The organism is Bacteroidota bacterium (assembly GCA_016706255.1).
Taxonomy (GTDB): Bacteria; Bacteroidota; Bacteroidia; order Chitinophagales; family BACL12; genus UBA7236.
In genome coordinates, this window is sequence record JADJJZ010000003.1 from 1430967 (window position 1) to 1446403 (window position 15437).

Annotated in this window: 11 protein-coding genes and 1 pseudogene; 6 read left to right on the forward strand and 6 right to left on the reverse strand. The window is 36.3% G+C overall.

Annotated elements, in window-relative coordinates; translation table 11 throughout:
• Nucleotides 1–214: 214 nt before the first annotated feature.
• Complete coding sequence (gene clpB / locus IPI65_08035) at nt 215–2815, forward strand: ATP-dependent chaperone ClpB (GenBank protein MBK7441465.1); 2601 nt, start codon at nt 215–217, stop codon at nt 2813–2815.
• A 52-nt stretch (nt 2816–2867) separates the two neighbouring features.
• On the opposite strand, the gene IPI65_08040 is transcribed toward clpB, so the two are convergent.
• From IPI65_08040 to IPI65_08060, 5 genes are all read right to left on the reverse strand, one after another.
• Complete coding sequence (locus IPI65_08040) at nt 2868–3842, reverse strand: T9SS type A sorting domain-containing protein (GenBank protein MBK7441466.1); 975 nt, start codon at nt 3840–3842, stop codon at nt 2868–2870.
• 226 nt (nt 3843–4068) lie between these two features.
• Nucleotides 4069–5430: a tetratricopeptide repeat protein gene (locus tag IPI65_08045; GenBank protein MBK7441467.1), complete on the reverse strand. Its 1362-nt coding sequence runs from the start codon at nt 5428–5430 to the stop codon at nt 4069–4071.
• A 47-nt stretch (nt 5431–5477) separates the two neighbouring features.
• Nucleotides 5478–7037 carry a hypothetical protein gene (locus tag IPI65_08050; protein MBK7441468.1) on the reverse strand — a complete coding sequence of 520 codons (1560 nt, stop codon included), beginning with the start codon at nt 7035–7037 and terminating at the stop codon, nt 5478–5480.
• A gap of 169 nt (nt 7038–7206) precedes the next feature.
• Nucleotides 7207–8397, reverse strand: coding sequence for a histidine kinase (locus IPI65_08055; GenBank protein MBK7441469.1), 1191 nt, complete (start codon nt 8395–8397; stop codon nt 7207–7209).
• An 11-nt stretch (nt 8398–8408) separates the two neighbouring features.
• Nucleotides 8409–9191, reverse strand: coding sequence for a response regulator transcription factor (locus tag IPI65_08060; protein MBK7441470.1), 783 nt, complete (start codon nt 9189–9191; stop codon nt 8409–8411).
• Between the two features lie 161 nt (nt 9192–9352).
• Between IPI65_08060 and IPI65_08065 the strand changes: the two genes are divergently transcribed.
• Nucleotides 9353–9526 carry a hypothetical protein gene (locus IPI65_08065; protein ID MBK7441471.1) on the forward strand — a complete coding sequence of 58 codons (174 nt, stop codon included), beginning with the start codon at nt 9353–9355 and terminating at the stop codon, nt 9524–9526.
• Between the two features lie 63 nt (nt 9527–9589).
• On the forward strand, nt 9590–10867 hold the full coding sequence (locus IPI65_08070) for a hypothetical protein (protein ID MBK7441472.1): 1278 nt from the start codon (nt 9590–9592) through the stop codon (nt 10865–10867).
• A 12-nt stretch (nt 10868–10879) separates the two neighbouring features.
• Here the strand turns inward: IPI65_08070 and IPI65_08075 are convergent.
• A pseudogene (locus IPI65_08075) lies at nt 10880–12336 on the reverse strand (sodium:solute symporter family protein).
• 153 nt (nt 12337–12489) lie between these two features.
• Between IPI65_08075 and IPI65_08080 the strand changes: the two are divergent.
• The 3 genes from IPI65_08080 to IPI65_08090 are packed head-to-tail and all read left to right on the forward strand — an operon-like array spanning nt 12490 to nt 15419.
• Complete coding sequence (locus tag IPI65_08080; GenBank protein ID MBK7441473.1) at nt 12490–14379, forward strand: M1 family metallopeptidase; 1890 nt, start codon at nt 12490–12492, stop codon at nt 14377–14379.
• Nucleotides 14380–14397: 18 nt separating this feature from the next.
• On the forward strand, nt 14398–15285 hold the full coding sequence (locus IPI65_08085) for a sulfotransferase (GenBank protein ID MBK7441474.1): 888 nt from the start codon (nt 14398–14400) through the stop codon (nt 15283–15285).
• Entirely contained in the window at nt 15261–15419 is a 159-nt protein-coding gene (locus IPI65_08090) for a hypothetical protein (GenBank protein ID MBK7441475.1), read from the forward strand. Before IPI65_08085 ends, IPI65_08090 begins: the two co-directional genes overlap by 25 nt.
• Nucleotides 15420–15437 lie beyond the last annotated feature (18 nt).

The following is a 15437-nucleotide window of genomic DNA, read 5'->3' on the forward strand; positions in this document are numbered from 1 at the left end:
TAAACCGCGACGTAATGGCGTTATATATCGGGGGAGTCCGCCAAACTGACCTTTGACGATACGTTTTTCGGTCATTTTGGCGCAAAAAACGCTGATTTTCAATCAAGTATGTTTTTTGACAACTATTATTAAATGTTAAAATTTTAAAACCAACAAATTATTCCTGAGTAAGGAAATTGTTATTGAATATCACTTAAAACACTAAAAACGTATTATGAATTTGCAAAATTTCACAATTAAGTCGCAGGAAGTAGTTCAGCAGGCCCAACAAATGGCCATGCAAATGGACCATCAGCAAATTACCAACGAACATATCATGAAAGCGTTGTTAGGTGCTGATGAAGAAGTAGTAGGTTATTTGTTAAAGAAATTAAATGTGAATGTGCAGTACATTCAGCAAAAACTGGATGAGCAAATTGCAGCATTCCCAAAAGTGCCCGGTAAAGGAGGAGAATTTATTTCACGTGATGCCAATTTAACTATAGCTAAAAGTCAAACTTATTTAAAGGAATTTGGTGATGAGTTTGTTTCCGTTGAACATATTTTATTAGGTATTCTCGCTTCAAATGATGCAGTAAGTAAATTATTGAAATCGCAGGGTGTTACTGAAAAAGATTTAAAAGCTGCAATTAAAGATTTACGCAAAGGTTCCACCATGAGCAGTCAGAGTGGTGAAAATCAATTAAATGCATTAAACAAATATGCCATTAATTTAAATGAGCGTGCAAAAAGCGGGAAATTAGATCCTGTAATTGGTCGCGATGAAGAAATTCGTCGGGTATTACATATCCTTTCCCGCAGAACAAAAAATAATCCGATTTTAGTTGGTGAACCCGGTGTTGGTAAAACAGCAATTGCAGAAGGTATTGCACATCGTATTGTAAATAGTGATGTTCCTGAAAACTTAAAATCTAAAACTATTTTTTCATTGGACATGGGTTCACTTATTGCTGGTGCAAAATATAAAGGTGAATTTGAAGAAAGATTAAAAGCAGTAATTAAAGAAGTAATTCAAAGTGAAGGTCAGATTATTTTATTTATAGATGAAATTCATACTTTAGTTGGCGCCGGTGGTGGGGGAGAAGGTGCAATGGATGCCGCTAATATTTTAAAACCTGCATTGGCAAGAGGTGAATTGCGTGCCATTGGTGCAACTACTTTAAATGAATATCAAAAATATTTTGAAAAAGATAAAGCGCTGGAACGCCGTTTCCAAAAGGTAATGGTTGATGAGCCGGGTTTTGAAGATGCGGTTTCTATTTTAAGGGGATTAAAAGAACGATACGAAAATCACCATAAAGTAAGAATTAAAGATGAAGCCATAATTGCCAGTGTCGAATTAAGTTCCCGTTATATTACCGATAGAAAATTACCGGATAAAGCCATCGATTTAATTGATGAGGCTGCGGCGAAAATGCGTTTGGAAATGGATTCAGTTCCGGAAGCATTAGATGAAATTGAACGTAAAATTCGTCAGCTCGAAATTGAACGCGAAGCTATTAAACGCGAAAATGATGAACGGAAATTAGAAGAGTTGGGTAAAGATATTGCTGAGCTCAGTGAAGAACGTAATACCATTAAGGCAAAATGGCAGCAGGAAAAAGATATTGTAGATAAAATTCAGCAAAAGAAAATTGATATCGAGCAATTTAAATTGCAAGCTGAACAAGCTGAACGTGAAGGTGATTACGGACGTGTTGCAGAATTGCGTTATGGCAAAATAAAGGAAACAGAAAAATTATTATCTGAATACGAAATTGAACTACATAAACTCGATGCCGGCAAACGATTAATGAAAGAAGAAGTTGATGCTGAAGATATTGCAGAAATCGTGGCAAAATGGACCGGAATTCCTGTTACAAAAATGCTGGAAAGCGACCGCATGAAATTATTGCGTCTCGAAACTGAATTACATAACAGAGTGGTAGGCCAGGATGAAGCAATTGTTGCTGTTGCAGATGCAATTAGAAGAAGTCGAGCAGGTTTACAGGACCCGAAAAAACCAATAGGTTCATTTATTTTTCTCGGAACAACCGGTGTGGGAAAAACAGAATTAGCAAAAGCCATTTCATCTTATTTATTTAACGATGAACAGGCTATGACCAGAATTGATATGAGTGAATATCAGGAACGTCATTCTGTTTCCAGATTAATTGGTGCGCCTCCGGGATATGTGGGTTATGATGAAGGTGGACAATTAACCGAAGCCGTTCGCAGAAAACCTTATTCAGTTATTTTGCTGGATGAAATCGAAAAAGCACATCCGGATGTATTTAATATTTTATTGCAGGTTTTGGATGATGGCCGCTTAACCGATAACAAAGGCCGAACAGTAGATTTTAAAAATACCATTATCATCATGACCAGCAATATCGGTTCGCATATTATTCAGGAGCGATTTGAAGGTGTTACCGAAGATAGTTTACTGGCAGTTACCGAAACAACAAAAATTGAGGTGATGGAATTGTTGCGCAAAACAATTAGGCCTGAATTTTTAAATCGTATCGACGAAATTATTATGTTCAAACCGTTGATGCGTGATGAAATAAAAGGTATTGTGCGCATTCAGTTAAAAGCATTGGCTGCCATGCTGGAAGAACGATCAATTCAGTTGGAATTTACTGAAGAACTTATCAGCTGGCTTGCTGAAGAAGGTTTTGACCCTCAATTTGGTGCCAGACCACTTAAACGTGCCATTCAAAAAGAACTGGTGAATGAATTGTCGAAGAAAATATTGGCGGGTGAGGTTGTAAGTGATGCGAAAATAATAGTTGATGTAAATGATGGTAATGTCATCTTTAAAAATATTACCTAAATAAAACAACCGGGAATTTATGTTCCCGGTTGCTGTGTTTTTATAGTGAATATTATTCAGTTACAATTAATTGATTGCCGGTAATTAAACTACCATCAACCACCATTGAATAAATGTATGTTCCGGCCATAAGTCCGGCCACATTAATTTGGATAGTATTGGAATTGTTTTCTAATGCATATACTTGCATAACTTCACCGAGCATATTTGTAATTTGTAATGATGCTACTTTAGCATTTACAGGTAACGTATAAGATACCAAAGCTGTTTTATTTGCAGGATTTGGCGCAATTTTTAATTCCGGCTTTGTTGTCATGGTCACTTTTTCAGCAGTAACATTCGTTGCAATAATTGATTGTAATGCATCAATTTGTGCTTGCATTTCTGCAATTTGATTTTGTAACGCTAAAAGTGTTTCATCTGTTGCACCAATTCGTGAAGAAGAACCACAGGTATTTAAATCGATTAAAATAACTTCTCCGTTATTATCAACAGATAAAACCTTATTACAAGCAAAATCTCCCGGAGTAGCAGTAGTTGCGGTTAATGCAGTTAATTTAGTAAAACGCAATCCGCTTCTTCCGTTTGCTCCTGAATTTATTTCCAATTTATCACCGGGTGTTGTGGTTCCGATACCAATACGACCGCTATTTTTAATAATGAATTGCGGTTTCACATTGTTAGTTGAAAATGCCATGTCAGGCGAAGGTGTGTTAATAGATGGTGTTAAATAAAAGCTGGCAGAACCACCGCCGATTGTAGCACTTGTAAATGCATTTGAAGAAAATAGGATGCTCATTGCACAATCCTGATTGGTTGCGGGAAAATCAGCACGCTGGATGTACAAACCTTGAGGTATAGGCTGTCCAATTCCTCCTAAAATATGCACACCAATTGTACCAATAGTTGATGTAGTGCCAATGCCCACATTTGGTGTTGATATACCCATTACTCCTGAAGGAGAATTAATTTGCGCGTTAAGGCTTAAGCCTAAAACTGCTGCTAATACGAATAAAAACTTTTTCATGTTGTTAAATTTTATTTTTAATGCTTACTCTTTCGGGATTTTCAGCATACTCCCTTTGTTTATGCATCCAAAAGTAGTAGCGATAAACTACGTAAAATGATACAATGTACCAGCGGTAGTATTGTGTGTGCAAGTGGTAATAAGTGATGTTTTTCTTTTGCAGAAGTTAAACATGCAGTTAAGAATTTTCTGCTACTGCAATGTTATTTTGGCATATTGAGGATGTCTAGAGATTGTCTGAAATAAGCTTTGCGGATGCCAATCGGGTAATTAGATACTGTGTTTTTTCTTCAAACTTTATTTTTGATGATTGTAAAGTGTAACTATCCAGTAACAACCCCCTTGTTTTAAGGGCACTCTCGTAAAAGTGGATGGCAGTTGATAAATCCACAACATTTTTGGTTAATAAATATTTATGATAAAATGCATCTCCTTTCCCACAACAAGCTTCCATAATCACATTCTCAGGAAAAAGCCAGTCATCTTGCAACGCGGCTTCTGATGTAAAATTCCTGTTTGGAATTACAAGTGTTAATGCCTGATGAAATGCCGCAATGGATTTTTCATAATTTTGTTGCTGCAACAATAAATTACCTAGTTCAATATTTACCTTGGCAGCTTCCCTGGTCCGGTTTTCAGGGCTTTCTAAAAATTTTTGCACAGCTTTATTAAAATTAGTTTCGGCAAATTTGTTTTGATTGTTTAAAGCATAATATTTTGCTAACTGCAGATAATAATCACCATAATCATCCGGTTCTGTAATTTTATGCAGGAAAGAGGCGCTTAATAATTGCAGGTAGAAATCTGCAGAATCACTTTGTTTATTGTCGATATGCCAGGTAATTAATTTACAAAGTGTTCCATGGTATTCTTCTGAATACAAACCTGATTTATTTAATGCAAATGCTTTTGTGTAAGTATCAAAAGCTGCATTGTATTGTGCAATATCATAATAGGCAACACCCAAATCATTTAACGATTTTAGCATATTTAATGTATCAGCTGCTGTTGCACAAATAGTATAACATTTTTTCAAGTAACCAATTGCATTTTGGGGTTCACCAAGTCGTGTATAAGCACTGCCACAAGGTTTTAAAAATTTAATTGCCTTGTCGGCAGTCCACGAATCCGAAGCATCTATTAAATTAATCCCTTCAATATAATATGGAATACAGGTTTGCCACTTTTGTAATTTCGGCCCAAATTCATACGCAATTTGTCGGTGAATCCAGGCTAAATTATTCAGGCTTGCTGAGTCTGAAGGCAGTCGCCAAATTTCATCGTTAACTACTTTGTAATATACAATAGCACTATCCAATGAAATATTATCTCTGGTTATTTTTATGATCCGATCATAACAGTATAACCAGCTTGCTAAAGAATCCGATTTTTTATAAATATCCGCCAGTATTAATTGATTGGAAATATAGGCTTCAAAATCGTTGCGAATCAGATTGGAATCAATGTTGTTTTTTAATTTAATAATTTCCGCTGCATCCGGGGTGTAGGCAGGCCTATTGTTATGTGGTAAACAAGATGATAAAAATACCACACCGGCAATTATACCAATAAGCGTGCTTAACTTCATGCAGCTAAACTAAACAATACCATTATAAGCATCAAATAAGTATCAATTCATTTTTTATTATTACTTCTTTTAACAAGGATATAAATTAATAATAATCCTGCTACAATCCAACCCAACCATGAAATCCATGGATTTTGACAATTCCCGTCTGTTTCAACCGGTAAACTATCGCCGCCATTTTCAATTTCTGTTGATAGCGATTCATCTAAGCATTTGGTAACCGCCAGATTAGTTATTATTTCTTCATTATTGTCAAAAAAGATACCTGCGCGATTATGAATGTCTGAAAATGAAAGTTTTGTTTTGGCTTTAAATTTCACATAACCAATAGCAGTTTTTACATCAGGATTGGTAGTGCCATCTAACATAATATTTGTAAAACTGAACGAAACATTATGTTTTACCTGTCCTTTATGTTGAGGGTTAGTTTGTTTAATATTATTTTTTGAATAATTAAACTTTTGGGTAGTGCTTGTGAAATTACAATTTTTGAATAACTGTTTTTCATTTTGGTATAAATTTGTTCCATTACCAATTACAGCTTCTGTAACCTTAATTGAATTTGGGTCAATTGCATTATCTGTTTCCAGATTAATAAATACAGATGATGCTGCCGCAATGCCCACATTTTGAAATGTAATGGTATACTCATATTCTTCCGGTCCGGAGGCGCCACAGGTGCTGGATGTTGGTTTATCTACGGCTATGTTATTAGGATCAAACGCTGCACCAACATACAGGTCATAATTATCGAGGTTTGTGCCCCCGCTTAAAGGTACATCTGCAGTGTTTGTTACAATTGCAGTAAAGGTCACTTTTTCAAAATTGCTACTGGTAAAATTATCTGTTAAATCTAAAAGGCAATACACGTTTTTTTCTGCGCCTGTAAAGTTATTATTGATATCCCAGGTTGCTACTTTGCTTAAATTGCTATATGCATAACTATTACCGGAATTTACCATAGCAAAAGAAAAATATTTATTTGCCTGACCCGGACTGAGGAAAGTAATTTTATTTGCTGCAACATTATGGAATAAATGTAAATGTAAATTGGGCTCTGTTATGGCAATTCTTCCATTATCCAATATATCATTATTGATGGTTAGTATTAATAATACCTGATTACATTTAGCAGCTTTATTAGTAGTATGTGCGGTAGTAATTTTAATAAATTGTGAACCATTCACATTACTTTGCGATGCAGGATAGCTGTTCACACTTAATCCTGATGGTAAATTACCACTTCCGGAACCACCAACCATTACGCCTGCATCATCATCATCGCCATATGTATTAACTGAATTTAAAAATGCAACCGATTGTGTTGTAGTAACCGACCAGTTTGGGCTTGCTGCATTGGAAGGTGTAGTTTCTAGCTTATTGCCACCATCAGTAAATATCCAGCGCACAAAATAATTTTCAGATGGAAAGCTGCCTGCCCGCCAACCATTGGTAGTGCAATTTCCTGAACCGCCGTTTATTGATACGGTATATCCGGGTGAAGTGGATGTTACAATTCCTGTTAAACAGGTGTTAGGGCAATTTGTAGTTGCCATTAAAAGCAACATGGGAATTACCAGTATTATGGGTTTAAGCAAGTTTTTCATAATGTGATCAATTTGGGTATTTGTGATATTGAAACAAAAGTAAATGTATAAACAACTATGTTAGGTGAATTCTTTTATATGGTATTTTTTAAAACATGAAGGGCGTATTCTAATATTTAAATGGTTTTTTTATTCGGCATTATTACCCGGATGTTTATTTTATTTAAAACTAATCATTCAATTTTTTAATAAGCGGTAAAATAATCGTAACGCAGGTTCCTCCTGTTTTTAGGTCATCTTCAATGGTTACAATACCTTCGCTGTTATGCTGACTGCTAAACAATTTAATTCGGTCAACAGTTAGTTGAATGCCAATGCTGTTATGGGTTTGGGGTTTTGACATGTTTTTAGAATTTGTTATGCCGATGCCATTGTCTAAAATCGTTATTTGTAATTGCTTTTCATTATTAATGCTGTTCGCACTTACTGTTATTTTTCCAATTTTATCAGCAGGCATTATACCATGCCAGATGGCATTTTCCACAAAAGGTTGTAAAATCATACTTGGCATATATACCTCATCGGTTTCCAGTTCAGCATTAATATTAAAATCATATGTAAGTTTTTCGCCAAAACGCAATTGTTCAATTTCCAGATATAGTTTTAATTTTTCAAATTCTTCTTCTAAGGTGATATCTGTTTTAGTGGATAGGTCGAGGTTCATTCTGATTAAGCGACTGAACTTTGTAAGGTATTTGTTTGCGGATTGTTTATCATTATCCAGCATATAATGTTGAATAGAATTTAATGCATTAAATACAAAATGCGGATTCATCATCGCCTGCTTGGCTTGATTTTCCATATCATTCATTTTTTGTTGAATAATGAAGGCTTGTTTTTGCCGCATCAAGTATTTTTTATTGTTTGTATACACCAAATAAAATATACTGCCACCCGTCAGCAACGTAATGGTAATAATAAACCACCACCTGGCATATAAAGGTTTGGCAATAGAAAAATTAATATGCTCCGCCGGCGACCAGTCTGAAGTTGAGGTTTTTGCCTTTACTGAAAACGAATAATTGCCAGCATTTAATGCCGGAAGATTAATGGTTGTTTCCTTAGTGGAATCCCATGCACCATCAGATTTTAATCGGTATAAATAAGTTACATCTCCCGAAAAGCTTAGGTCAACACCCTCGTAGGTAATACGAATATTATTTTCATCCGATTGCAATTGAAAAACTGAATCATATTTGTGTTCAACATTATTAATTGTAAATGATGTAATTATCAGCGTTGGCGGAGTTGTGTTTTCTGCAAAACAATCATAAGGTATTTGGAAAAGGAAGAATGCACAAATAAAATAAACCTTCCATTTACATAAATCGTCGATAAGTGAATTCTTGTTCTGCATCATTATTGGCGTAATCAACGTAAGCTGAATAGTTTTATGCTATCGAGAAAAAATTCCACCCTGCGACGGCTCACAATAATATTTGCACCATCTTTCATGATAGCAAAATAACCGTCTACTGTGGAATATTCTTTTAAAAAATGCAGATTTATGATAAATGACTTATGTGTTCTGATATATATATCATCGGGTAATAATTGTTCATATTCCCCCATTCCCCGGCTTACAACAATTTTTTCACCATCCTGCATATGAAATATGGTATAGTTTCCGTCAGCTTCCAGATAAACAATATCACTAATAGAAATAATTTTAAATCCCTGTAAGTGATGTAATGTAATTCGTGAAATTTGTTGCTGATTACGCAAATTATCCGCCAGAATATTTACCGAATTAATATAGTCTGTGTTTAATTGCACATTCTGAACCCTCAGGTTATGTAAAGCAGATACTTTTTTTACCGCAAGTTTTAATTCATCAATATCAACAGGTTTTAACAAAAAATCAGCCGCACTCGCTTTTAATGCCCGCAAGGCATATTCCTGATTGCCGGTTACAAAAACTACCGTAACGCCTTCCTGTTCAATAGAATTAAGCAAGTCGAAACCATTTTCATTTGGCATATTTACATCCAGAAATAATAAATCAATGCTTTGGCTGCGCAAAAACTGGCGAGCTTCTTCTGCCGAACGGGCAATACCCGAAATTGTTACTGAAGGGCAATACTCAGTAAGTAATCCCGCTAATACCTTTTGCGCAGGTAATTCATCATCAACAATTAAACATTTCAGCCGCATAGTCCAAATTTAGTATTTTTCATGTGAAGTTAGGCTTTGGCCGCTTTCGGTGGTGGACTAATGGATAAGCGGCATATTTCCCTGTATGAAAGGTATTATCAACAATAAACTTTTTGAATTTCCAATTTCCTTCTTACTTTTGTGGCATAAATACTAACACGATGGAAAATAACGCAAAACAAAAATACGAGATCAAATTAAACAAAAAATGGTTCTTAGCCGGTCTTGTTGCTAGTGCTGTTTGTGTTCTGATGGTAATTTTTATGAGCCAGTTTTTCTGGATTGCATTACCTTTCGTATTTACTTTCTTAGCTAAGTCTATAGACGCATTATAATTTATTGCAAGCTTTTTACAAGGGTAGTAACGTTTTGTTGCTACCCTTTTTTATTTTTAGAACATGAAACAATTTTACCTGATACTATTTTGCTTTAGCCTGACTGTAACTGCATTCTCGCAACAAAATCCTGACTGGCTCATTTACGACGGAACCCCCACTGCAGGCCGTTTTGATGATATCTTTTTTATAAACGATACAACCGGATGGGCAGTGAGCTCTGACGGCGAAATTTATAAAACCATGAATGCAGGTGTTACCTGGCAACTCAAATTCAGCGAATCCACCTATTTTCGTTCCGTTGAGTTTTTTGATACCGAGGTGGGTTTTGCAGGAACTTTATTTGGTAATTTGTACAAAACAGAAGACGGCGGCGATACCTGGAACGATATCGGTGACCTGCTGCCACATGTATTTACCGGAATTTGCGGCCTCAGTGTTGCCGATGATTCTACTATTTACGCCTGTGGCATCTGGAGCAGTCCGGCCTATATTTTTAAAAGCACCAATCGCGGCGAAACATGGACCTACACCGATATGAGCGAACAGGCTTATTCGCTGGTTGATATTAAATTCACCGACAAAAATCAAGGATTTGCTACCGGTCAGGCTGCCGATTTAACACAAGGTGGTATCATTTTATATACTACCGATGGCGGCGCTAACTGGGCAACTAAAATCACTACCGGTCACCCAAACGATTATGTCTGGAAAATACAATTGCTTGATGGTGTGCATGCTTTTGGCGCTATCGCGGATGTTACCGGAACCGGTACAACACGTTTTCTCAAATCAATAGACAATGGTGATAGCTGGGAAGTTAAGCTGATAGATGAAACTTTTACCTATATTGAAATGATCGGCTTCGCAAACCCCGATACGGGTTGGACAGGCTCTTATGATATTCTGGAAACAACAGATGGTGGTGAATCATGGCATCCGGCGGGTTGGGGATATAATATCAATCGCTTTTTTCAGGTAAATACTAACTTAAATTTTGCCTCCGGAACATCAATCTATGTGTACACCGATACTTCTTATGTTCCGGTGGATACTACTACTGCAATTAATAATTTAAATCAACATCATGCCATTCTGAGTATAAATCCAAATCCGGCAACAACAACGCTGCAAATTGAATTGGAAATTTCAAATTTAACAACAGTAGATTTTTCCATTTTCGACATGAAAGGCATAAAACAAATTGAAATAAATCACGGTATTGTGCAACCTGGAAAATATAACATCTCTCAACCAATTAATTTAACACTAGGTGAATATATTTTGTGTTTACATAGTAATGAAGGATTACGATGGAAACGATTTACGGTAATAAAATAATTATTAGCAGATTTAATCTTTAAAAAATTTCATAAATCGGTTAGCTAAACCGGAAGCATAATTTGCAGGAACACCTTTGTCTTCTAAAAATCTTCCCGCATACATCGCAATAAATGAAATTATTGTTGCAGGAATAAATGCTTCAATACTAATTGGGAAAATATATTCAAAAATAATATACGTTACTAAACCGCTAAACATACTAAGCATAGCACTTTGCGCATTTACATTTTTCCAGTATAACGCAGCAGTCATAGGCGCTAGCAGCGATACCATACCGAACGTTGCACTTTCACCAACTAAATCATAAATGTTGTGTTTCGACAAGGTCATTACATAACTTACTAATGCAATCCCCACCACACTTAAGCGTAAAATTGTTAAAAAATGTTTATCGGTGTAATCTGATTTTTTTAAGTTTTTATGAATAGGTTTAATAAAATTTTCTGCAAGAATACTCGCCGGTGCAAGTAATGAACCTGAACACGTACTTAATACTGCAGATAATAATGAACCAAAAAACAATATTTGGATCCACAATGGTGTATGCGTTAAAACAATTCTTGGTATTACAGATTGGGTATCTGAAAAATCTTCAGTCGGATACATCACCTTTGCAGCAAGTGCTAAAAATAAAGGCAACATGGCAATTAATAAATACATAATTGCACCTAAGTATGTAGAATTAACTGCGGCCTTTTCACTGCGCGCCGAATTAGCTCGTTGAAATACATCCTGTGACGGAATATATCCTAAGCCAATAACCATCCATGCACCAATCCAGTTGGTAATATCAATAGGTTTCGCATCCGGCAAAAATTTGAAGGTATTTTCCGGTGCATTGGCAATAACCTGTCCAACTCCGCCGGCTTGATTGGCCACAAATATTACCACTATTACCAGTCCAACAACAATTAAAATACTTTGTATAAAATCGGTAATAGAAACAGCCCACATACCACCTACCATTGTATAACCGGTTACAATTATTGCGCAAATAAGAATAGCAGTTGGCAATGCCATGGTAATGGAAGCCTGTAGCAATACAATCTGCAAAATAATGCCTAGTGCAACGTATTGAGCAGCAATGTATCCAAAAAGGTAAGCATAAAGAAGCTGGAAATGAGCTCCACGTTTTGACCATATTTTATTTTAAATAAATCGCCAATAGTGAGCAAATTCATGCGGTATAGCGGACGAACAAAGAAGAATCCGAACAAAAACAAACAAAGCGAAGCCCCAAAAGGATCTTCAATTACGTTGAGTAACCCACCTTCCAAAAATGCACTGGAAGCGCCAAAAACGGTTTCACTGCCAAACCATAAGGCAAATAATGCTGCTGCGTTAAAAAAAGGTGGTAATCGGCGCCCTGCCTGCACAAAATCGCTGGAACCTTTTACAAATTTGCTGGTGAAAACCCCGATGGCAATGGTTACCACCATGTAAATAATCACAAAGGTTAGAAGCATTTCAGTTAGTGGCGGTCAATAGGTGGTTAAAAATTTGAGGTCAAAAATAGAAATATTTGTCAATTTTCAAAGTTTTTTTTATGCAGCCCTGTTAGTTAACCGGGTTAGTTTACCACCGTTAGTTTGCCTAAATTTGCCACGTAAATCTAAGTTATGTTAAAACAACTTACGGGTGTAGTTTGTGTATATGTGCTTCTTGCAGCCTGCACACCCGGCAATAAATCTGAACCGAAACAGGACGAAAAATCTGAAAACGATATGAAAATTATAGACCCGCATTCATTTGCCAAAACAAACGACGCAGTTGTTAAACACCTGAGCTTGAAGGCAAATGTTGATTTTGAAACAAAAACAATTACCGGTGAAGCTAAATGGACCATCGAAAATAAAAACAATACCGACGTTATTATTTTCGATACACGTGACCTCACCATTTCGAAAGTGGTTTTAAATGATGTTAAAGCAACGGAATATAAACTGGCTGATACGATAGCCGGACAAGCATTTATGGGTCAGGCATTAACGGTGCAAATTGACCGTGATGTTGAATCGGTTACTATTTATTATACTACTTCTCCTCAAGCTGCGGCATTGCAATGGTTGGGTGCTGAACAAACTAAAGACAAAAAATATCCTTTTCTTTTCACGCAATCGCAGGCAATTTTATGTCGCACCTGGATTCCTACTCAGGATGGTCCGGGAACCAGATTTACTTTTGATGCAACTGTGCAGGTTCCAACCGGAATGATGGCATTAATGAGTGCAGAAAATCCGCAAAAAGTTGCAGTAGATGGCGTTTATCATTTTAAAATGGAACAACCAATTCCATCTTACTTAATGAGCCTCGCAGTTGGCGACCTTGCTTTTAAAGGTGTTGGAAAAGAAACCGGTGTGTATGCGGAGCCATCATTTGTAGATGCCTGTGCTGAAGAATTAAGTGATATGCAAACCATGCTTGAAAAAGCTGAACAATTATATGGTAAATATCAGTGGGGCAGATATGATGTTATTGTATTACCACCAAGTTTCCCTTTTGGCGGAATGGAAAATCCGAGAATTACCTTCGCTACACCAACCATTATTGCGGGCGATAAAAGTTTAGTTGCACTGGTAGCACATGAGCTGGCACATAGCTGGAGCGGTAATTTAGTAACTAATGCAACGTGGAACGACTTCTGGTTAAATGAAGGATTTACAGTATATTTTGAAAACAGAATTATGGAAGCTGTTTACGGAAAAGATTATGCCGATATGCTTCAAGTACTCGAATATGAAGGTTTGGTGGAAACAGTAAAAGAATTTGGTGCTACTTCACCTGATACGCATTTAAAATTACAATTAGAAGGTCGCGACCCTGATGAGGGTGTGAGTGATATCGCATATAATAAAGGTGCATTTTTCCTGCGCATGCTTGAAAGTAAAGTTGGCCGCGAAAAATGGGATGTATTTATTAATGGGTATTTTACAACCAATGCATTTAAGGTAATGACTACCGAGGCATTTATAGAATATTTAAATGCCAATTTAATTGAACCAAATAAAGCTGCTTATGCAGGAGTTGATATCAACGAATGGATTTATGGTCCTGGCATTCCTGCAAATTTGAATAAACCGGTATCGGTTCGATTTAATACTGTTGATGCCGAATTAAAGAAATTTTTAGGTGGCGCTCCGGCAAGTTCAATACCTGCTACAAACTGGTCTACACATGAGTGGTTATGTTTTATTTATCAGTTGCCTGAAGATATCAGTGTGAGCAAAATGAGCGAATTAGATAAACAATTTAAATTCACCGGAACCGGAAATTGCGAAATTGCTGATGCCTGGTATGAAATAGCCATAAAACGTAATTACAGCACTGCATATCCTGCAATTGATGTATTTCTGAATAGTGTGGGTAGAAGAAAATTCCTCATGCCATTATATAAAGCGATGATGAATACCGGACAGGAAGCAATGGCAAAAAACATTTATGCTAAAGCGCGCCCCGGATACCATTATGTTGCGCAAAATTCACTGGATGAACTCGTTGGTACCAAATAATTTATCTTTGCAGAATTGATGAGCGCTACGGGACAGGAAAAAGTTATTTTTATTGTTGGGAATTCCAGAAGTGGAACTACAATGATGCGACGTGTATTGGGAAATCATCCTGATATTTATATGTTGGAAGAATTACATTTTTTCGAACAACTATGGAGCACGTCAGATAAAACCAATGCCATTTCGAAAGAAAATGCCATTCAATTAGCTTCCAAATTATTATTTATACAACGCGATGGTTATTTGTCGGAAATGAATACGGCAAAACACCGCGCCGATGCAGAAACAATCGTTCAGCAAATCAACGGGCCATTATATCCGCATTTAATATTAAATGGTTTTTTGTTTTTTGAAACGCAAAAAAATCATAAAACAATTCCTTGCGAAAAAACACCTCAGGATGTATTTTATATTGCGGAAATTCTGGAATTATTTCCCGGTGCTAAAGTGGTGAATATGGTGCGTGACCCGCGTGGTGTTATGTTAAGCCAAAAACGTAAATGGCAGCGGCGCAAAATGGGAGCTGGTTTTATGACTAAAAAGGAACAGCGCCGATTGAAAATAAATTATCATCCAATCACCATTTCTAAATTGTGGAATTCCAGTATTCGTGCGGCTTCAAAATTCATCGATCATCCCAAAGTACATAATATGATTTTTGAAGGGATGGTAAATGAATCGGAAAAAGAAATTCGTGCACTTTGTAAGTTTCTGGAAATTGATTTTAAACCGGAAATGTTGTTAATTCCGCAAGTAGGTTCCAGCAATGAAGCTGATAAACCGGACGCATTCGGTATAAAAACTGAACGTGCAGGTAATTGGGAAAAAGGTGGTTTAAATAAAGGTGAAATTTATTTCTGCCAAAAATATGTGGCAATTTTATGCAACAGTATGGTTATGAAGTAAAAAAAGTAACGCCAAATCCGTTGGTTGTCGCTTATTATTATATTTCTTTCCCGATTAAAATTATGCTGGCATTATTATTTAATCTGCACCGCATGAAAAATATCGGTGAAGCTATTAAGCGACGTTTAAAATAATTTCTGCAAATAAAAAAG